This is a genomic window from Actinoplanes sp. NPDC023801, assembly GCF_040639655.1.
GTDB lineage: Bacteria > Actinomycetota > Actinomycetes > Mycobacteriales > Micromonosporaceae > Actinoplanes.
The window spans coordinates 65154-85726 of the sequence record NZ_JBFAAI010000012.1 but is presented as its reverse complement, the minus strand read 5'-3'; the positions used below and the strand labels follow the sequence as shown (position 1 = coordinate 85726).

Annotated in this window: 11 protein-coding genes; 7 read left to right on the top strand and 4 right to left on the bottom strand. The window is 72.7% G+C overall.

The genetic code is table 11. The features are described 5' to 3' along the window. The first annotated feature begins 15 nt into the window (after nt 1-15). Entirely contained in the window at nt 16-5319 is a 5304-nt protein-coding gene (locus tag AB0G04_RS22155; RefSeq protein ID WP_360985642.1) for a diguanylate cyclase, read from the top strand. Nucleotides 5320-5323: 4 nt separating this feature from the next. Here the strand turns inward: AB0G04_RS22155 and AB0G04_RS22150 are convergent, their stop codons facing one another. Next, nucleotides 5324-7150, bottom strand: a complete 1827-nt coding sequence (locus tag AB0G04_RS22150) for a copper resistance protein CopC (protein WP_360985639.1) — start codon at nt 7148-7150, stop codon at nt 5324-5326. Nucleotides 7151-7178: 28 nt separating this feature from the next. On the opposite strand from AB0G04_RS22150, the gene pgm reads away from it, so the two are divergent. From pgm to AB0G04_RS22135, 3 genes are all read left to right on the top strand, one after another. Continuing rightward, entirely contained in the window at nt 7179-8804 is a 1626-nt protein-coding gene (gene pgm / locus AB0G04_RS22145; protein WP_360985636.1) for a phosphoglucomutase (alpha-D-glucose-1,6-bisphosphate-dependent), read from the top strand. A gap of 83 nt (nt 8805-8887) precedes the next feature. Beyond that, the gene (locus AB0G04_RS22140; protein WP_360985633.1) at nt 8888-11194 is read left to right on the top strand and encodes an EAL domain-containing protein; all 2307 of its coding nucleotides are present in this window, start codon (nt 8888-8890) and stop codon (nt 11192-11194) included. 54 nt (nt 11195-11248) lie between these two features. Further along, nucleotides 11249-12610 carry an MFS transporter gene (locus AB0G04_RS22135; protein ID WP_360985630.1) on the top strand — a complete coding sequence of 454 codons (1362 nt, stop codon included), beginning with the start codon at nt 11249-11251 and terminating at the stop codon, nt 12608-12610. Here the strand turns inward: AB0G04_RS22135 and AB0G04_RS22130 are convergent. Beyond that, nucleotides 12541-13470, bottom strand: coding sequence for a MarR family winged helix-turn-helix transcriptional regulator (locus AB0G04_RS22130; RefSeq protein WP_360985627.1), 930 nt, complete (start codon nt 13468-13470; stop codon nt 12541-12543). The genes AB0G04_RS22135 and AB0G04_RS22130 overlap by 70 nt on opposite strands. Before the next feature lie 111 nt (nt 13471-13581). Between AB0G04_RS22130 and AB0G04_RS22125 the strand changes: the two genes are divergently transcribed. Beyond that, nucleotides 13582-15027, top strand: a complete 1446-nt coding sequence (locus AB0G04_RS22125) for a GGDEF domain-containing protein (protein WP_360985625.1) — start codon at nt 13582-13584, stop codon at nt 15025-15027. A 9-nt stretch (nt 15028-15036) separates the two neighbouring features. Here AB0G04_RS22125 and gndA read toward each other — a convergent pair whose 3' ends face one another. Then, nucleotides 15037-16473, bottom strand: a complete 1437-nt coding sequence (gndA, locus tag AB0G04_RS22120; RefSeq protein WP_360985622.1) for an NADP-dependent phosphogluconate dehydrogenase — start codon at nt 16471-16473, stop codon at nt 15037-15039. Between the two features lie 135 nt (nt 16474-16608). Here gndA and AB0G04_RS22115 point away from each other — a divergent pair, with 135 nt between their 5' ends. Then, entirely contained in the window at nt 16609-18015 is a 1407-nt protein-coding gene (locus tag AB0G04_RS22115; RefSeq protein WP_360985619.1) for a GGDEF domain-containing protein, read from the top strand. A 14-nt stretch (nt 18016-18029) separates the two neighbouring features. Here AB0G04_RS22115 and AB0G04_RS22110 read toward each other — a convergent pair whose 3' ends face one another. Further along, a complete protein-coding gene (locus AB0G04_RS22110; protein WP_360985616.1) occupies nt 18030-18344 on the bottom strand; it encodes a type II toxin-antitoxin system PemK/MazF family toxin in 315 nt (104 codons plus the stop codon). A gap of 363 nt (nt 18345-18707) precedes the next feature. Here AB0G04_RS22110 and AB0G04_RS22105 point away from each other — a divergent pair, with 363 nt between their 5' ends. After that, nucleotides 18708-20567, top strand: a complete 1860-nt coding sequence (locus AB0G04_RS22105) for a SpoIIE family protein phosphatase (RefSeq protein WP_360985613.1) — start codon at nt 18708-18710, stop codon at nt 20565-20567. Nucleotides 20568-20573: the final 6 nt, after the last annotated feature.

Genomic DNA, 20573 nt, shown 5'->3' with positions numbered 1-20573 from the left:
GGCCGATGGACAGACATGAGCGTTGTCGCACCTGCCCCGGTGGCCGACGCCGTGGCGCGCCTGTGCCCCGCGGGGTTCACCGTCCTGGGCGAGCTGGGATCCGGTGGTCAAGCGGTCGTGTACCGGATCGGGCGCGGCGACGAGCAGTACGCGGTCAAGCTGTTCCACCCCGAGAGCGAACCGGAGCCCTTCCTCGCCGCGCTGCGGCGGGAGGCCGCCCGGCTCGCCAGGGCCGTCCATCCGGGGCTCCCGCGGGTTCATGACGTGGGTGTCGTCGACGACCGCCCGTACCTGGTGATGGACCTGGTCGAGGGCCGCCCGCTCACGGACGCGCTCCGGGCCGGGCCGATGCCGGCCGAGGCACTCCTCGATCTGGCCGTCGGCCTGGCCGGGGCGCTGCGGGCGGCGCACGGGGCCGGTCTCATGCACGGTGACATCAAACCGGACAGCGTGCTGCTCGCCGGCGACGGCCGGGTGCACCTGACCGACTTCTCCCTCGGGTCGCGGATGCGCTGCTCGGCTCCGGGGGACCGGATGGCCGGAACGGCGACGTACACCGCGCCGGAACAGAGCGGCATGGTGCACCGCCCGGTGGACCTCCGCGCCGATCTCTACTCGTTCGGGGTCGTTCTGTTCGAGTGCGCGACGGGGCGCCCGCCGTACGAGGCGGCGGATCTCGGCGAGTTGCTCCGGCTGCACGCGGTGGCACCGGTTCCGGACCCGCGGCAGGCGGCACCGCACCTGTCGCCGGCGCTCGCGGACGTCATCGTCGGGCTGCTGGCCAAGGACCCCGACGACCGGCTGCGGAACGCGGACGAGTTGCACGCGCGGCTGAGCCGGATCGCCGGCGTGCCGCCGTGCGACCCCGCCACCGGGGTCCCGGGAGCCGCCGCGGATACGCCGCTGGCCGGCCGCGACGCCGAACTGGCCGAACTGGGTGAGCGGTGGAACCGGGCCGTGCAGGGGCACGGCGGCATCGTCGTGATCAGCGGCGCGCCCGGCAGCGGCAAGAGCCGTCTGGCCCGGGAACTGACCGGCCGGCTGCCGGACCGGCACCCGGTCCTTCGCGGTGGCGGCTCCCGCATCGAGACTCAGCCGCTGGCCCCCCTGCGGGCCGCGGTGGACGACTATGTGCGGCAGCTGATCGGCGGCGCCGGCCACGTCACCGCGTCGGCCGCGTTGCAGGATCTGCGCCTGGCGTTGCACGACACGGACGGGATCGTTCTGGCGCTGTCCGGATCACTGGCGCAGATCTCCGAGGCCGCCCCGCCCGAGGGGGTCCTGGACGAGGAACGCTGGACCGCCGCGGTGGCCGACTTCCTGCTCCTGCTGGCCCGCCGTGCCGGAGGCATGGTTCTGCATCTCGACGACGTCCAGTGGCTCGACCGTTCCACGGTACGGGTCATGGAACAGCTGGCCGGCTCGATCGGCGAGGTGCCGCTGCTGGTGCTGCTGACCGCGCGTGACGACGCGGCGAGCGCGCCCGCCGTACACGCCTTCGGTGAGCGCCTGGGTGATGGTTTCGCCACCGTGGTGCTGGCTCCGCTGGACTCCGCGGCGGTCGCCGAGCTCGTCGTCACCCTCAACGGTGGATCGGCCGTCAGCCTCGAACTGGCTACCAAGCTGACCGCTCGCAGCCATGGCAACCCCTATCTGCTGTACGAGTACGTGCGGGCGATCATCGATGCCGGCCTGGTCACCGTCCGCTGGGGGGAGTGGCACGTCGAAACGGCCGGTCTCGACGTCCTTGACCTCCCCGGTGACGTCGCCGAGCTGGTCCATCAGCGCATCGACACGCTGGACGCCCGCGGCCGCCATCTGCTCGGCACCGCGGCCGTCTCCGGATACCGGTTCGACGCGGCTCTTCTGGCCACGGTCAGTGAGTTGCCGCCGGGGGTGGTCGACGGCGTGCTGGCCGAGGCGGCCCGGCACGCGCTGGTGGAGCGGCACGCCGACGGCACCTACGGATTCCTGCACGAGCGCATCCGGCAGGTGCTGGCCGACGACCTCGACGACGTGACCCGGCGGGCCCTGCATGATCGGATCGCCGACGTCCGCGGCGCTCACCCGGACGCCGACCCGCAGGCCGTGTACGCGACGGCTCGTCACCGGATGAACGGGACGCCGGGGTACGACCCGGCCGGAACGTTCGCGGCCTGCCACGCGGCAGGCGCCCTGGCGCTTGCCGACCACGCACCGGACACCGCCGTGACGTTCCTGGAACACGCCATGGCCGTGGCACGTGAGGCGGGGTCGACGGCCGGCCCCGGGTGCGAGGAACTGCTGGCCACCGCGTACCACCAGGCGACGCGCCTGGAGGATGCGGCCGGTGCCCTGCACGAGGCGCTGACCAGGACGACGGACCCGATCCGGCGGGCGAAGTTGTGGTACCGCCTCAGCGCGGTGCACACCTCCGCATGGAACACCGCGGAACAGATCCGCGCCGGCGAGGCGGCCCTCACCGAACTGGGCGCCGACCTGCCCCGCAGCGGCCCGGCCCGGGTGCTGTCGACGATGTGGCTGCTGCTCGTCACCGTGCTGATCCGGGTCACCGGAATCGGCCGCGGCACCGCCACCGGCCGCAAGCGTGAGCGCTACCTGCTGCTCTGCTCGATCTACGACAACCTCGGCGGCGCCTACACCCGGGAGCTGCAACCCCGCCGATCGGTGATCTACGCGCTGCGGGCCCCGTACCTGGCCGTCCGCGCGGGCCGCTCACCGGAGAGCGTGCTGACCCTGAGTTCCATCGCCCTGTTGCTCGAGTTCAGCCGGCTGCCGTCGCTCGCCGCTCCGCTGGCGGCGGTCTGCCGGCGCCAGGCCGAAGGGCTGGGCGACCGGCAACTGGCGGCCCGGGTGGCCTGGAGCCGCGCGGTCGCCCGGCACGGCGGTGGCAGCGACAACGGGGAGAGCGTCGAGCAGGTGCTCGCCGACCACGATCGCTGGCTGGACTTCGGTCTCGCGCTGGACGCCTACGCCGTGCTCTCCTGGGACTGGCTGCTCCGCGGCGACATGGCCGCCGCGGAGGAGGGCCTGGGCCGGGCCCGCCGCCGTGCCACGGCCAGCGGACAGGGCAACCGCAGCGCGGTGGTCGCCGCTGACGCCTGCCTGCTGGCGCTGCGGGGCCGTGCCGGTGAGGCGGCCCGGCATCTGGCCGCGATCGAGGGCGACGACATCCCCCTGCATCAGTGGGTGGACCTGCTGATCGGCAAACTCCAGACCGCGGTCGAGCGGCAGGACTTCGGTGACGACTTCGACAGCGCGATGAGCGGCTTCGACGCCATCGGGCTCAGGCCCCGTGACCTGCTGCCGGCCCAGCACACCCTGTACTGCCTGCGTGCCTACGCCGAGCTGGAGCGATGCCATCTCTCCACCGGGGAGCACCGAGAGGCCCGGCTGGCCGCGGCCCGGGCGGCGGTGACCACCCTGGGACAGGTCGCCTACCGGCCCATCCTGCGGGCCCACCACCGCGTCGGTGCGGCCGCTCTCAGCGTCATGGCCGGTCGGCCGGAGAAGGGCCTGAAACAGCTGGCCGCCGCCGCACCCGTGCTGCACGCGGTGGACGCGCCCCTGGTCGAGTTCGAGGCCGCGCGGGTGGCCGCCTACGCGCTGCTCGCCCTGGGCCGGCCGGAACATGCCCGCCGTCGCGCCGGCTACGCGTTGTCGCTGGCGTACCGGCAGGGCTGGCCGCATCGCGCGCAGCGGCTGATCGCCGAGTTCGGCTTGGAGGCTCCGGCCGGCCCGGAACAGCCCGGCGGACGCGTCCACGTCGATCGGGAGGCGCAGCGCTGGGCGGCGCTGCAACAGGTCAGTCTGGCCGCCTCGCGGGTGCTCGACCCGGCGCAACTGGCCCGGATCGCTCTCGACGAGACCATCCGGATCCTCGGCGCGGAGCGAGCCCTGCTGCTGCTGGAGGAGGATTCCGCCACCGATCTGGGCGGGCATGTCGGTCGCGACGCGCACGGCCGTGATCTGGTCGAGGTGTCCGGTTACAGCACCACCGTGGTGGAGCAGGTGCGCACCGCCCGGACGGCCCGGGTCGTCACCGGCACCGAACAGGGCGAGGTGCTCAGCACCCCCAGCATGGTGGAGTTCGGGCTGCGCAGCATCCTCGCCGCCCCGGTGCTCCTGGACGACCGCCTGCTCGGCGTCGTCTATCTCGACAGCCGGCTGGCGAAAGGGGTGTTCTCCGGTGGTGACGTCGACGTCCTGACGGCGATCACGCACCAGATCGCGATCTCGCTGGAGACCGCCCGCACCGCACAGCTGGAGGTCGCCGTCGCCGCCGCACACCGGCAGCGCGATCTGGCCGAGATGCTGCGCGAGGCCATGGGCTGGTTCGCCGCCACGCTGGAGCCGGACGAGGTGCTGGACCGGCTGATCACCAGCGCGTTGCGGACCGGCCGTACCGGCCGCGCCTGCCTGGTCCTGGAGGCGCCCGGTGAACCACGGACGCTGACCGTGCGGTACCGGGACGCGTCCGGCGCCCACCAGGCCCGGATCACCGACATGCCGGCCGGGATCGCCGGGCTGGCGTACGCGGACGAACCGTTCCTGACGGCCGAGTGCACCACGGTGCCCTCGCTGCTCCGGATCGCCGGTGCCGAGCCCGGCGGCGACGCCGCGGCGTCGGACGGCTGGCGGCTCGTTCCGCTCACCGCGCGCGGCACCCGGCTCGGCGTCCTGCTGCTCGGTGGCCCGGCGACCGAACCCGGGGAAGCCGAGGTGATCGCGGCGCTGGCCGGTCAGGCGATGGCCGCGTACGACAACGCCCTGCTTTTCGCCGAGGTGCACCGCCTGGCGACGGTGGACGCGCTGACCGGCGTGGCCAACCGGCGGCACTTCTTCGACGAGGCCCGCCGGATGCTGGCCCGCGACCGGGGGCCGGGTGGCCGTCTCGCCGCGATGATGGTGGACATCGACCACTTCAAGAGGATCAACGACACGTACGGCCATCAGGTGGGCGACGAGGTCATCCGCGAGGTGGTGGCGCGCCTGCGTGCGGCCTGCCGTCCGGCCGACCTGGTGGCCAGGTACGGCGGCGAGGAGTTCATCGTCCTGCTCCCGGACGCCGGGGACCGGGGCCCGGAGGTGGCCGAGCGGATCCGCGCCGAGGTGGCCCGCACCCCGGTCGGCACCGCGGCCGGTCCGGTGCACGTGACGCTCAGCATCGGGCTGTCCTATCTCGCCGGGCAGGACGAGCTGGACGACCTGCTCGCCCGTGCCGACTCGCACCTGTACGAGGCGAAGGCGGCCGGCCGCGACCGGGTCGTCCTGGACCGGCCGGGCCCGTCCCGTCCCGTCATGGCCGTCCGCGGTTGAGAGGTCAGCCGCGTACCTCGACCGTGGTCTTCACGGACGCGCGGTCGATCTCGCTGGTCCGGATGGTGAAGACGACCTCATAGGTGCCGGGAAGCGGGAACGCGATGGAGCCGAGCGCCTGGTTGCCCGGGAGCACACCGGCCATCGGGTGTTTCACCGCCTCCAGGGCCGGTTCGAGCAGCCGCGCCGAGACCTCCCACTCCTCGGCCTGCAGCGGTGCGCCGTCCGGCCGGTAGAGGAACGCGTGCACCGTGTTGTACTCGCCCAGTTCGACCGGATAGATGTTGAACTGGACGGTGTAGATGTCGCTGGAGAGCGTCTCGGACATGCCCTTCCCGCTGATCGCGCCCTGTTTCGCGGCGGCGCTGCGGCCCGGGTCGACCTGCACCAGCACCGAGCTCAGCGCCAGGATCACCACACTGGCGACGACCTCGACGGCGACCGTGCGCCGCAGGCCCCGTCCGTTGCGGGCACTGTTCACCATCCGCCGGGCGCCGGCCGCGGCGGCCAGGACGAGGGCCAGGATGCCGAGCTTGACCAGCAGCAGCCGCCCGTAACCGGTCTGCCAGAGCGCCGGGAGCGAGCCGAGCTGGATGACCGCCTGGACGGCGCCGGTGACCACCAGCCAGATCACGGCGAGGGCCGCCCACCGCGACCACACCGGCAGGATCACCCCGAGGACCCGCTCGTGCGTGCGGCGCAGCAGGAAGACCGTCAGGGTGACGAGACCGCCGAGCCACGCCGCCATCGCGGCCATGTGCACGATCCCGGCCGCCACCGTCACCACGGGCAGCGGAACGGCGATCGCGTGGCCGGTCAGAGGCCAGGTGGCCAGTCCGGCGGCGGACACGGCCAGGACGGCGGCGGTCCGCAGGCGGCGGGATCCGGGCGCCGACGGGGCCGGTGCGGCGGTGGGCAGAGGTGCGGTGGGCAGAGGTGCGGTGGGCAGAGGTGCGGCGGATGCGCCGGCACCCACCAGGACGGCGGCGGGCGCGGTTCGCGGCACGGTCACGGCACGTCGTGGGCGGCGCAGCAGAGGCGGCAGCAGTACGGCCAGAGCACCGAGCATCGTGAGCCGAGCCACCAGCAGCAGGCCGTACTGGCTGGTCAGCACCTCGGTGAACTCGGCGGCCGACAGCTGCCAGAGGGGTGCGCCGGAACCCTGCTGAGCCTGGGTGCCGAGCGCACCGAGGGTCGCCGCGGCGGTCAGCGCCAGACCGATCCGGGTCATCCGCAACGCCCCGGCCCGGGAACGCCGGCCGGGCCACAGGAACGCCAGGAACAGCGCGGGACCGGCGATGAGGGTGACCCCGGCGTACCCGATGGTCCTGAGGACGGGGACCGCGACCGAGACCGAGGGGTGCGGCCCGGTGATCGCGGCGGGTTCCTCCGGGCGTGCCGAGGGTGCGCCGACCGAGAAGGTGATCGCGCCGCCGACCGGGTGGCTGTCCGCCGAGATGACCCGGAAGCTGATCAGGTACGTGCCGAGCGGCTTCTTCGCCTTGCGGACCGGGATCCGCACCACCGTGCCGTCGACGGTGGCCGTCCCGGAGATCCGCTCGCCGTCCGGGGCGATCACCTGGACCCGTCCGGCGACCGGGCTGACCGGTTCGCTGAACGACACGGTGACCTCCGACGGCGAGGCGCCGATCACACTTCCCGGCGCCGGCGTCGAGCCGATCGTCGCGGCGTGTGCGGCGGCGGGCGCCGCGGGCATCGCGAGAGTGGTGGTCAGCAGCACGAACATCACGACGAGCACCCGGGTCACATGGGGTAGTTCGGATCCACGCGGGGAAAGGTTCAACGTGGCCGTGCGGATACGATCCGTCACAGCTTCATCCACCACCGAGGAGGCCGACATGTCCGCCCACCCCCGTGCCGGCCGGCCCGCCGAACCGGCCGACCTGATCGACGTTCCGAAGGTCGTCTCCCGTTACTACACCGACCATCCGGATCCGGCCGAGGCCGGGCAGCGGGTCGCGTTCGGCACCTCCGGGCACCGCGGTTCCAGCCTGCGGGCCGCCTTCAACGAGGACCACATCGCGGCCACCAGCCAGGCCATCGTCGAGTACCGCCGGGACCAGGGCACCACCGGCCCGCTCTTCCTGGGCCGGGACACGCACGCGCTGAGCGAACCCGCGATGATCACCGCGCTGGAGGTGTTCGCCGCCAACGACGTGACGGTGCTCATCGACGACCGGGACGGTTACACCCCGACGCCCGCTCTGTCGCACGCGATCCTGCGGTGGAACCGGTCGAACACGGCACAGGCCGACGGCGTCGTGGTCACGCCCTCGCACAACCCGCCGGACGACGGCGGCTTCAAGTACAACCCGCCGAACGGCGGCCCGGCCGACACCGACGCCACCCGCTGGATCCAGGACCGCGCCAACGCCCTGATCGCGGCCGGCCTCAAGGAGGTGCGGCGGACCGCCCGCCCGGCCGGCTCGGAGAAGTACGACTACCTCGGCACCTATGTCGACGACCTGCCCTCGGTGATCGACATCGAGGCGATCCGCTCGGCCGGGGTACGCATCGGCGCCGACCCGCTGGGCGGGGCCAGCGTGGCGTACTGGGGTGAGATCGCGAGCCGGCACGGGCTGGACCTCACCGTGGTGAACCCGCGGGTCGACCCGACGTTCGGGTTCATGACCCTGGACTGGGACGGCAAGATCCGGATGGACTGCTCCTCGCCGTACGCGATGGCCTCGCTGATCGAGCGCAAGGACGCCTTCCAGATCTCCACCGGCAACGACGCCGACGCCGACCGGCACGGCATCGTCACGCCCGACGGCGGCCTGATGAACCCCAACCACTACCTGGCCGTCGCCATCGCGTACCTCTACTCCGCACGCGACGGCTGGCCCTCCGGCGCCGGGATCGGCAAGACACTGGTCTCGTCGTCGATGATCGACCGGGTCGCGGCCGACCTGGGCCGCCGGCTCGACGAGGTGCCGGTCGGCTTCAAATGGTTCGTGCCCGGCCTGCTCGACGGCTCGATCGGCTTCGGCGGCGAGGAGAGCGCCGGAGCGTCGTTCCTGCGGCGCGACGGTGGCGCGTGGAGCACCGACAAGGACGGCCTCATCCTGGACCTGCTGGCCTCCGAGATCCTCGCGGTCACCGGGAAGACGCCGAGCGAGCACTACCGGGAACTGACCGCCCGCTTCGGCGAGCCGGCCTACGCCCGGATCGACGCACCCGCCACGCCCGCCGAGAAGGCGGTGCTCGGCAAGCTGTCGCCGTCGCAGGTGACCGCGTCGTCACTGGCCGGCGAGCCGATCACCGGCGTGCTGACCAGCGCTCCCGGTAACGGTGCGGCGATCGGCGGGCTCAAGGTGGTCACCGCGTCGGGCTGGTTCGCGGCCCGCCCGTCCGGCACCGAGGACGTCTACAAGATCTATGCCGAGTCCTTCCACGGGCCGGACCACCTGACCCGTATCCAGGAGGAGGCGCGCGCTGTGGTGTCCGCCGCTCTGTCCGGCTGAGGTTCGTCTCAGGTTCCGGTCTCCCGCGCCGACAGACAGAAGGCAGGGAACGCGCCTAACCGGGCAGGAGCCGAACGACACCGATGACCGAACCCGAGACCGCCGGTAGCCCCCGGCCGAGTGCCGGGGGCCTGGCTCCCGTACTGGTGGCCGTCTGGGCGAACATCGGAGTCCTGGTCTGGTTGCTGATCCGCGATGCCGAGGACGTGTTCCTCGGCTACGCGGGCGGCCCGGTCGCTCTGGCCGCGGGTGTGTTCGCGTGTCAGCGGATCGCCCGGGTGGTGCAGATGCCCCGGCCGGTGCGCACCTTCTGGCGCCGTCTCGAACACGCCGCGGTCTGCCTGCTGGTCACCTCGGTCGTGGCTCTGCTGCGGGCCAACAACGACACCGGCATGTCGCTGTGGGTGGCCGTGCCGATGATGCTCGGCGTCGGGATGCTGATGGCCGCCTTCCTCGGTCTTCCCGGCCCCCGGCGTACTCCGGCCGGCTGGCTGCGCGGCGTCCTCGACACCGTGACCGTCGCGGTCGCCAGCGCGCTGGTCTTCTGGTACGCGGTGTTCGATCTGGCCCCGGCCAGCACCTCGCTGCAGGCCCGGGCGGTGGCCGCGGGCGTCGGTGTCGGCGGCGTCCTGCTGCTGGTCGTCGTCGGCAAGGCCGCGGCCGCGCCGGAGTCGATCGTCGACGGCGCCGCCTTGCGCGTGCTCACCACCGGCCCGATCACCTGTGTCGTCGGTACCGTTCTTCTGATCGCCGGTGACGACTGGTCGCGGATGGCGTTGTCGGTGCTGGCCCTGCCGTTGACCGGCGCCGCCATGTGCGTCGGTGCCCACCTGCAGCGGCGGGCCCTGACCCGGCCGGCCGGGCGGGAGGCCGCGTTCCCGGACCGGTCGCTGTTCAACCTGCTGCCGTTCGTCGCGGTCACCGCCACCGCCGGCCTGGTGATCAGTGTCAGCGCCCAGGACATGACCGGCCGCCAGCGTGTGGTGATCATCGGCGCCCTGCTGATCGCCGGTTGCGTCGTCGCACGGCAGCTGCTCAGTCTCCGGGAGAACACCGTCGCCCTGCGCGGCATCCGGGCGCAGCAGGCCGAGCTGGAACGCCTCGCGCTCAGCGACGGCCTGACCGGGCTGCCCAACCGGGCCCGGTTCCTGGTCGCGCTCGGTGAGCGCCTCGACGCCCACCAGCCGGCCGCCGCGCTGCTGATCGACGTCGACGACTTCAAGATGATCAACGACACGATCGGCCCCGCGGCCGGCGACCAGCTGCTCTTCCAGGTGTCGCAGCGGCTCAGCGAACGGTGCACGGCCGGCGAGATGCCGGCCCGGCTCGGCGGCGACGAGTTCGCCGTCCTCCTGCCGGTCGACGACGAGCACGAGGCGGAGGCCGCCGCCAACCGGCTCCTGCTGGCCCTCGCCGACCCGTTCCGGGTCGGGGACCAGCAACTGCTGCTGCACGGCAGCGCCGGTATCGCGGTAGCCGACGCCGGTGAGGGCGCCGACGAGGTGCTGCGCAACGCCGACATCGCCATGTACGCGGCCAAGGGCAGCGGCAAGGCCTCTCTGGCCCGGTTCGAGCCGCGCATGCGCCAGGACGTGGTCAACCACGCCCGGATGGCCAGCGAACTGCGCAACGGCATCATCCGCGGCGAGCTCCGGCTGCTCTATCAGCCGGTCTTCGACCTGGTCACCGGACGGCTGCACGGGTGTGAGGCGCTGGTCCGCTGGCAGCATCCGGACCGCGGCTTCGTCTCGCCGGGCGACTTCATCCCGGTCGCCGAGCGGTCCGGGCTGATCGTGCCGCTCGGCGCGTGGGTGCTGCGGGAGGCATGTGAGCAGCTGGCCCGCTGGCGGGCCGAGTACGGCGCGGGAGCGGTCGAGGCGGTCAACGTCAACGTGGCCGTCCGGCAGTTGCGCGAGGCCGGGTTCGTCGACGAGGTCGCGGCTGTGCTCAGCGACACCGGGCTGACCTCCCGCAACATCATCCTGGAGGTCACCGAGTCGTCGGTGGTCGACGGCTGGCAGGTCCGGGAGACTCTCCAGGCACTGCACGAGATGGGTGTACGGCTGGCGCTCGACGACTTCGGCACCGGTCAGTCGTCGCTCAGCCTGCTCCGCGCCTTCCCGGTCGACGTGCTGAAACTCGACAAGTCGTTCGTCGACGGCATCGCCGACGGCGCCGACCGTGGCCGGCTCGCGGTCGCCGCCGCGGTGGCGCAGCTCGCCGAGTACCTGCAGCTGAAGGCGGTCGCCGAGGGCATCGAGAGCCAGGAGCAGGTGGACCGCCTGCGGGACATGGGCTACCGGTACGGCCAGGGCTTCTTCATGGCCCGGCCGCTGCCGCCGGCCGAGTGCGGCGCGCTGATGGCCGCCGACCCGGTCCGGGCGGCCTGAGCCCGGCCGAATTCGATTGGACCTCAACCCGGGTGCACGTACTAGCGTGCACCCATGACCGTCATCACGGGCCATGTGCGGACCTTCTATCAGTTGCTGCTCAACACCGGCCTGGTATCGATCATCAACTTCAGCGTCTGGTTCGCCGTCACCTTCTGGACGTACCTGCAGACGAAGTCGGTCTTCGCCACCGGCGTCATCTCCGGCATCTTCCTGGTGCTGACCGCGCTCACCGGCATCTGGTTCGGGAGCCTGGTCGACGGCCACCGGAAGAAGATCGCCCTGCAGGGTTCGGCGATCGCCTCGCTGGCGATGTACGCGGGAGCACTCGCCCTCTACACGGCGGTGCCCGAGGCCGCGTTCCGTGACCCGGCCGACGCCCGGCTCTGGATGTTCGTGCTGCTCCTGATGTTCGGCGTGATCGCCGGGAACATTCGCACCATCGCGCTGCCGACCATGGTCACCCTGTTGATCGACGAGGACCGCCGGGACCGGGCCAACGGCCTGGTCGGCACCGTCTCGGGCACCACCTTCCTGGTCACGTCGGTGATCAGCGGTGTGCTGGTGGCCTTCGACGGCATGTTCTCGATTCTCGTCCTGGCTCTCGTGGTGCTCGCGCTCTCGATCGTCCACCTGGCCTTCGTGCCGATCCCGGAACGGCCGGACGGCCACGCCGACGCGGACGCCGAGGCCGCCGCACCCGGCGTCGACCTGCGGGGCACGCTGCGGATCATCCGGAGGGTGCCGGGCCTGACCGCGCTGATCCTGTTCAGCACGTTCAACAACTTCCTCGGCGGCGTCTTCATGGCGCTGGCCGACGCCTACGGCCTGTCCCTGGTGTCGGTGCAGACGTGGGGCCTGCTGTGGGGCGTGATCAGCACGGGCTTCATCATCAGCGGGCTGGCGATCGCCCGGACCGGGCTCGGATCCCGGCCGGTCCGGCTGCTCCTGCTGATCAACGTGGTGCTCTGGGCGATCATCCTGATCTTCCCGCTCTGGGCGTCGATCATCCCGATGGCCGTCGGCATGTACCTGTACATGCTGCTCATGCCGTACGCCGAGGCCGCCGAGCAGACCATCCTGCAGCGTGTGGTGCCGTACGAGCGGCAGGGCCGGGTCTTCGGGCTGGCGCAGAGCGTGGAGCAGGCGGCGTCCCCGCTGACCGCCTTTCTCATCTCGCCGATCACCCAGTTCGTGTTCATCCCGTTCATGAGCGACGGTGGTGCCGGTGCGTCGGCCATCGGATCGTGGTTCGGCACCGGGCCCGACCGCGGCATGGCCCTCGTCTTCGTGCTGACCGGCGTCATCGGCGTCATCGCCACGGCATCGGCCCTTGCCAGCCGCCCCTACCGGGCGCTGAGCCGGCGGGTGTCCGAGGAGTCCCCGGCCCCCGCCGCCGAACCCGCCACCGCCTGAACCCGCTTCTCGAAACACATCTGGTTGTACGGGGAGGAGCCGTATCCGTCGATCTCGTGGTAGCCGGCGGCCCGGTACAGGGCGAGGGCCTCGGTGAGCACACGGTGCGTGCCGAGCCGGACCGTGGTGACGCCGTGCGCCGCGGCGTCCGCCTCCAGCCCGCGCAGCAGGAGCCGGCCCAGGCCGAGCCCGCGCGCCTCGCCGGCCACCCACAGGTGCCGGATCTCGGCGACCCCGGGTGACAGCCGGACCCACGCGCCGCAGCCGGCCGGCCGGTCCTGTTCGCGGGCCAGCAACAGGGTGCCGTCCAGCTCCTCCGGAGTGGTCAGCGTCGCCTCGTCGTAGCCTTCCGGGAAGCGCCCGGCCAGTTCCGTCGCATAGCGCCGCAGGCACCGCCAGGCGGCGGGATCGCGGGCCGGCACCGGCCCGATCGTGATGCTCGCCAGCCGCAGCAGCCGCCGCACCCGCTCCTGCGCCTCCACCAGCTCGGCCCGCTGCTCCGGGTCCAGACCGGCGACCAGTGCGGCGACGCCGTCCCGGGAACGCTCGTCGAGAGCGGCCCGCTCACGCCGCCCGGCGCCGGTCAGCTCGGCGACCCGCCCGCGGGCGTCGTCCGGATGCGGGACGACGCGGATCAGGCCCTGCTGCTCGAGGGCGCGCAACAGCCGGCTCAGGTAGCCGGAGTCCAGGCCGAGGTGCTCGCGCAGGTCACGGACGGCGGCCCGGTCGCCGATCTCCCAGAGCAACCGGGAGTGGCCGAGCGGGCGGTCGAGGCCGAGGTACCGATCGCTGAGCAGGCCCAGGCGTTGCGTGTAGAACCGGTTGAAGTCGCGGATCCGGTCGATCGCGTCGGCGTGCATGTGCCGAGGATATCTGACCTGAGTCAGAGAACGCGGTTTCCTCAGGCGCGCGCGGATCCGGCCGATGTTTGACTGTCGGCCCCCGCCGGCGTCGGCGAGAGGACCGAGGCGATGAGATGGCCCCGAGCTACGGCGCCCGCATGGCCCGTGCACCTGGGCTTGCTCGTGCTGTCGGTGACGGTGTGCACGGCGTACGCGCTGGCCGAGCCCGAGCTGCGCATGGTGGTCTTCGCGACGGCGACCACCGTGCCGGTCGTCACGTACCTGCTCGCTCTGAGCTCCGGGCACCTCAGCGACCGCAAACCGTGGCTCGCCGCCGCGGCCGGGCTCGCCTGCCTCACCCTCGGCACCGTCCTCTGGCCCGACTGGATTCCCGGTCACCACCTGGGCCGCGCCGAGGGATCCCCGACCGACATCGTCATGGCGAGCGCCCACCTGCTGTTCCTGGTCGGCGTCGGGAACGCGCTGCGGCGCCACGGCCACAAGGACCCGGGTGGCCTCATCGACGCCGCACTGTTCGGCCTCTGTGCCGCCGGCCCGATCTGGGAATGGCTGATCGGGCCGAACCTCGGGCCGGGCGCCACCCCGCTCGGCGAGACGCTGCTCCTCGCTGACCTGCTCGTCCTCACCGGGGTGCTCGGCTGCCTCATCCGGATCGGCGTCACCGCACCACAGGCCCGTGCCCCCCTGGCCTACCTGATGCTCGCCGTCATACTCACCCTGATCTGCCACGTGACCGCGGTGCTGACCGTGAACGGCAGTTCCGTCTGGACCGCGCAGTTCATGATGCTGGCCTATCTGACGCTCGCCGCCGGCCCCGTCCTGCCGTCCGCGCCGATGGTCACCGAACCGATGGCCGGCCGGACCACCGCCGACCACCCGCCGCTCGGCTGGCTCGGCGCCGCGCTCTGCGCCAACCCGCTGCTCGCGGCCGTCCAGGCGATGCAGGCCGACCGGCCCGCAAGCGTGGTCCTGCCGGTCAGCACCATGCTCGTCGTGCCGGTGGTGGTGCTGCGCCTGCGCCTGCTGTCGTCGCAGCGGGCGGCGGCCGAACGCACCCTCCACCACCAGGCACACCACGACGAACTGACCGGGCTGTACAACCGGCGGCACGTCGTCGCGAAGATCGACGAGGCGATCCGGGCGCTGGACGGTGGCGAACACGCCGAGATCACCCTGCTGCTGTGCGACCTCGACGGGTTCAAACCGGTCAACGACCAGTACGGCCACCAGGCCGGCGACGTCGTGCTGCAGGCCGTGGCGCAGCGGCTCACCGAGGCGGTCGGACCGCAGGACGCGGTCGGCCGGCTCGGCGGCGACGAGTTCGTCGTCCTGCTGCGCGGCCCGGGGGCCGGACCCGCCGCGGAGCGGATCACCGCCCTGATCGCCGAGCCCATCGCGGTGCCGGGCGGCACCGTACGCATCGGCGCCTCGATCGGCACCGCCACCGCCTGGCCCGGCGACGGCGCCGACCGGGAGAGCCTCATCGCCCGGGCCGACGCCGCGATGTACGCCGTGAAGGCGCGCGCCGCGGCGCCGGCACCCGCGCGGGTCTGACGCCGGACGTCAGGCGTCCACCTCGGGACGGCCCTCGGCGGCCCACAGGGTGTGGAACGAACCCGGCTTGTCCACCCGCTGGTAGGTGTGCGCACCGAAGAAGTCCCGCTGGCCCTGGATCAGCGCGGCCGGCAGGCGCTGGGCCCGCAGGCTGTCGTAGTACGCCAGCGCCGACGAGAAGCCCGGCGCCGGGATGCCCTGCTGGGCGGCGGTCACCACGACCCGCCGCCAGGCGTCCTGCGCACCCGACACGGCGTCCAGGAAATACTGGTCCGCCAGCAGCGTCGCCAGGTCGGGCTGCTTGTCGTACGCCTGCTTGATGAAGTCCAGGAACTTGGCGCGGATGATGCAGCCGGCCCGCCAGATCTTCGCCATCGCACCCGGGTCGATGTCCCAGCCGTACTCCTTGCTGGCCGCCTGGATCTGCTGGAAGCCCTGGGCGTACGCCACGATCTTCGACGCGAACAGCGCCTGCTCGACGTCGGCCTGCAGGTCACCGGAGTGCTCGCCGGTCGCCGACGGACCGGGCAGACCGGCCTCGACGGCGGCGGTCCGCTCGGCCACGCCACCGGAGATGGCCCGCGCGAACACCGACTCCGCGATCCCGGACACCGGCACGCCCAGGTCCAGTGCCGCCTGCACGGTCCAGCGGCCGGTGCCCTTCTGCTCGGCCCGGTCCACCACGATGTCCACGAACGGCTTGCCCGTCGACGCGTCGGTCTGCTTGAGCACCTCGGCGGTGATCTCGATCAGGTACGACCCGAGACGGCCCTCGTTCCACTTGCCGAACACGCCGGCGATCTCCTGCGGGGACAGCCCGCCCACCTGGCGCAGCAGGTCGTACGCCTCGGCGATGAGCTGCATGTCGGCGTACTCGATGCCGTTGTGCACCATTTTCACGAAGTGACCGGCGCCGTCCGGGCCGACGTGCACGCAGCACGGCTCCCCGTCGACCTTCGCCGCGATGTCCTCCAGCAGCGGGCCGAGCGCCTCGTACGACTCCTTCGGCCCACCGGGCATGATGCTCGGGCCGTGCAGCGCGCCCTCCTCGCCGCCGGAGACACCGGCGCCGACGAAGTGCAGGCCCTTCGCCTTCAGCGCCGCCTCCCGCCGCCGGGTGTCCGCGTAGTGTGCGTTGCCCGCGTCGATCAGCATGTCGCCCTCTTCGAGCAGCGGAGCGAACTCGTCGATGACCGCGTCGGTGGCCGGGCCGGCCTTCACCATGATGACGACGCGGCGCGGGCGCTCCAGACTGTCGACGAACTGCTGCGCGGTCTCGGCGGGGAGGAACGTGCCCTCGTGACCGAACTCCTCGACCAGTTCCTTGGTGCGGCCGTAGGAGCGGTTGTGCAACGCCACGGTGTGGCCGTGCCGGGCGAAGTTACGGGCCAGGTTACGGCCCATCACCGCCAGGCCGGTGACACCGATCTGCGCCTTCTGCGACATCAACTACGTCCTTCCTCGTTACCCGCCCGTTATGGGCCCCGCGGTCATTCTTACGGGATCCGGGCCTCTGGGGTTCGATCACGTCCACGTGGTGAGCATGCTCAAGTCTGCGCCGCCGCGGCCGATCGCACAGCCGTGACCCGCTTCTCCGGCATGCTGGCCTACCTGGCCGTGGTGATCGCCTGCACGGCGGCCATGGGCGTGGTCCCCGGGCCCGGACGGCAGTGGATCTTCCTGCTGCTCGCGATCCTGAACGTGATCGCGGTCACCCTGTTGGTGCGCAGGGCGCCGCCCGGCGACCGGGCGCCCTTCGTCCAGCTGGGTCTGGGCACCGGCTGGCTCGTGGTCAACGCGGTGCTCGCCACGCTCGGCCAGGACCGGTGGGTGGTCGCCGCGGACGTCGTCCTGGCGGTCAGCAATCTCCACCTGCTCGCCGCCGCCGTGCTCCTCGTGCTGCGCCGCGCGCGCAACGACCTCGGCGGCCTGATCGACGCCGCCGTCACCGCGATCGTCATCGCCGCCCTCACCTGGACCCTGCTGCTGCAGCCCCGGCTCGACCAGGCGGGGGTGCCGTTACTGCTGCAGGTCAACCTGCTGGCCAGCGTCCTGTTGCTGTCCGGTGTGCTCGGCGTCCTGATCCGGGTCGCCCGGATCGCCCGGCCCCGGCCCGCACCGCTGGTCCTGTTCGCCGGGGCGGTCCTCTGCGACCTCCTCGGCTACGTCGCCGTCGCCGGTGCGACCGGGGCGGTCACCGCGCAGACCACCGCGCCCCGCGAGATGTTCTTCCTGCTCGGCTACGCCCTGCTCGGCCTGGCGGCACTGCATCCGGACGCCCCGCGGCTGGCCCGTCCCGGCCCGGTCCCGCCGGACCGGCTCTTCACCGGGCGGGTCATCGTGCTCACCGCCGCCGTCACCGTGGTGCCGTTCGTCTCCGGCGTCCGGGAGATCCTCGGCGTACGCGGCGACGCCGCCCTGCTCACCGTCGGCAACCTGCTGATCGTCGGCCTCGTCGCCTTCCGGGTCGCCCGCCTCGCCCGCCAGCGTGAGGAGGCCGGCCGGCAGCTGCGTCACCAGGCCACCCACGACCTGCTCACCGGCCTGCCCAACCGGGCCGCGCTCTGGGCCCGGCTCGACGCCGGCCTGGCCCGCGAACGGCTGGCCGGCCGCCCGTCGGTGATCCTACTCTTCTGCGACCTCAACGGCTTCAAGCAGGTCAACGACCGGCTCGGTCATCTGGCCGGCGACCGGCTGCTCGCCGAGGTCGCGAGGCGTCTGCGGAGCACCGGCCTCTACACCGCCCGCTACGGCGGCGACGAGTTCGTCCTCGTCGGCGACGACCCGGATCAGGGGCCCGCGGCGGACCGCATGACGGCGCTACTGCGCGCCGCCCTCGCCGAGCCGGTCCGGATCGCCGGCGAGGAGATCCGTATCGGCGCGGCGGCCGGCACCGTCCTGTCCACCGGCGGCCTGAACGCCGACGAGCTCATCCGTCGTGCCGACCAGGCCATGTACGACGACAAGGCCACCCGCCGGGCCGCCTGACCGCACCCGCCGGCTCAGAGTTCGAAGAGATCCCGCATCGCGGCCGCCAGCCGCGCCATGCTCGCGCCGGTCACCATGCCGATCCGCTCGGCACCGGTCGACGCCGGCAGCCGACGCAACCGGTTGACCACCACGACGCCGGTGATCGGATCCTGCTCGGTCAGCGCCACCGCGTACGGCGGCAACTCGGTCACCCCGCGCTGGCGCACGATCGGCGCGCAGAACGGCGTGGCGTTCTTCCGCTCGTTGTGACTGTCACCGGAGAGCACCAGAACCCGGTACCGCAGATCGGCCCGATCACCGATGGTCCAGATCTCGCCGCGCCTCATGTCAGCACGCCCGGGGGGTGGGCGCGGTCCGGCTCGGCATGGCACGAAGCGTACCGCCGCCTCGATCTCGTCCGCGTGCGCCCCGCCCGGCGCCGTGCGCTCCCGGCTGTCGCGTACGACGGTCCCGGCGTGCCCGGGACGGCGGTCGCGGCGGCCCGGGGAGACTGCCTGTCCGCAGTGGCGCGGACGCTGACCGAACGTCGGACGCTCGACCGGGTGACCTGTGCGACGAGGCCGCATCCGCAAGCACCCGGCCGGATGATCGGAGGATGTCACGGTGCCGCGCGCTGGCGTAAGCAGGAACCCGGAGCGGGCGGGAGGTCGCTGGTGGGAGGTCAGGCTCACGCGGGGACGGTGGGCGGCATGCGGTCCGGAGCGGGCTGGGGTTCGGCGGACAGCGATCGCGGCGATCCGATGCCGGACTCCTCCACCGGAACGCGGGTCGGGTGGGGTGCCGGTGCCCAGGCGCGTGCCGGGTCCGGGAGCGAGGGCGGCCGGCTCGCGGTGGAGCGGGCGGTCGGGCTGCTGGCCGGGCGCGCGCGGTGCCGGACCACGGAGGCGTACCGGCATCTGCTGCGGATGGCGTCGGAACGGGAGTGCGACGTCGCGGATCTCGCCGGCCGGGTGATCCGGCTGCTGGACTCCGCGGAGGCGTTCGCCGGCATCCCCGCGCCGGAGACGGTGCCGCAGCTGGTGGCGGCGGCACTGGCCGGCCACCCGGAGAAGGTGGCACCGGGCCCCACGCCGTGGCTGGCCACGGTGCAGGGCGTACTCGATTCGCTGCCCGGCATGTCGGGATATCTGACCGCCGAGGCCGACGACACGGGCCGGCTGGCCGACCTGGTGTGGGCGGCGGCGAGCCCGGAGGCGGTCACCCCGGACGGCCGTCGTGGCTCACAGCTGATCGGGCTGCCGGTGAGCCGGCACTATCCGGAGGTGCTCGCCGGCGACCGCCGGCAGGTCTACCAGCGGGTCCTGGACACCGGGGTGCCCGCCGACCTGGGACCGGTCCGGGTGGCGGAGGCCGACTTCACGATCCGTGCCGGCCGGCTGGGCCCCGGCCTGCTGATCAGCTGGGAACGCCTGCCGGACCCGGATCGCGAGTCGGACCGGATCGACGGCATGGAGCAGCTCGGCAACCTGGGCTGGGGGGAATGGGACCTGGTCAGTGGCGAGACGTACTGGTCGCCGCACCTGTACCGGATCTACGAGCGGGACCCGGCGCTCGGCCCGCTCGGCCAGGAGGAGTCGGACGCGATCGCGGTCGCCGAGGACCAGCCGTTGCGGGCGGCGGCGCTCGAGGCGTTCCGCCGGTCCGAGCGGGTGGACGTGGTGACCCGGGTGACGGTCGGCGGCCGGGTGAAGCACCTGCGAACGGTTGCGGACGCGGTACGCGACGGGGAGGGCCGGCCGCTGCGGATCTACGGCATCGTGCAGGACGTCACCGAGCAGCAGGCCGGGGCGGACCGGCTGGCCGAGGTGGAGCGGACGCTCGCGGCCGAGCACGAGCTGGCCGCCCGGCTGCAACGGATCATCCTGCCGATCCCGGCGGAGCCGATCGATCTGCCCGGCATGCGGGTGGCGGTGCGTTACCTGCCGGCCGGGCCGGAGGCGATGATCGGCGGCGACTGGTACCACGCGGCGCCGCTGCGGGACGGGTCGGTGCTGCTCGCGGTCGGTGACGTGGCCGGCCACGGCACGCACGCGGCGACCACGATGGCGCAGATGCGGCACGCGCTGCGGGCCCTCGCGGTGATCACCAGTGATCCCGGGTTGCTGCTGCAGCACCTGAACCGGCTGATGTGCGAGCTGGAGGCGGACACCCCGGAGCTGGCGGCGACCGCGGTGATCGCCCGGTTCGATCCGGCCCGGCGCGAGCTGGTGTGGGCACAGGCCGGCCATCCGCCGCCGCTGCTGAGCCGGGACGGGCGTACCGCGCCCCTGGCCCGGCCGGCCGGTCCGATGCTCGGGGTGATCGACGACGCCCGGTACGCCGACGCGGTGATCGGGTTCGTCCCCGGGGACGTGCTGCTGCTCTACACCGACGGGCTGGTCGAGCACCGGCGGCGCGGCCTGGACGTCGGCCTGGACACGGTGATCGCGACGGTCGACGACGCGGTGCGGACCGCGCCGGAGCAGCCACTCGCCGAGCTGCTGGGCCGCTTGCGGCGCGCCAACCCCGACGACGACACCTGCATCCTGGCGGCGCGCCCCAGGGCATGATCTGTT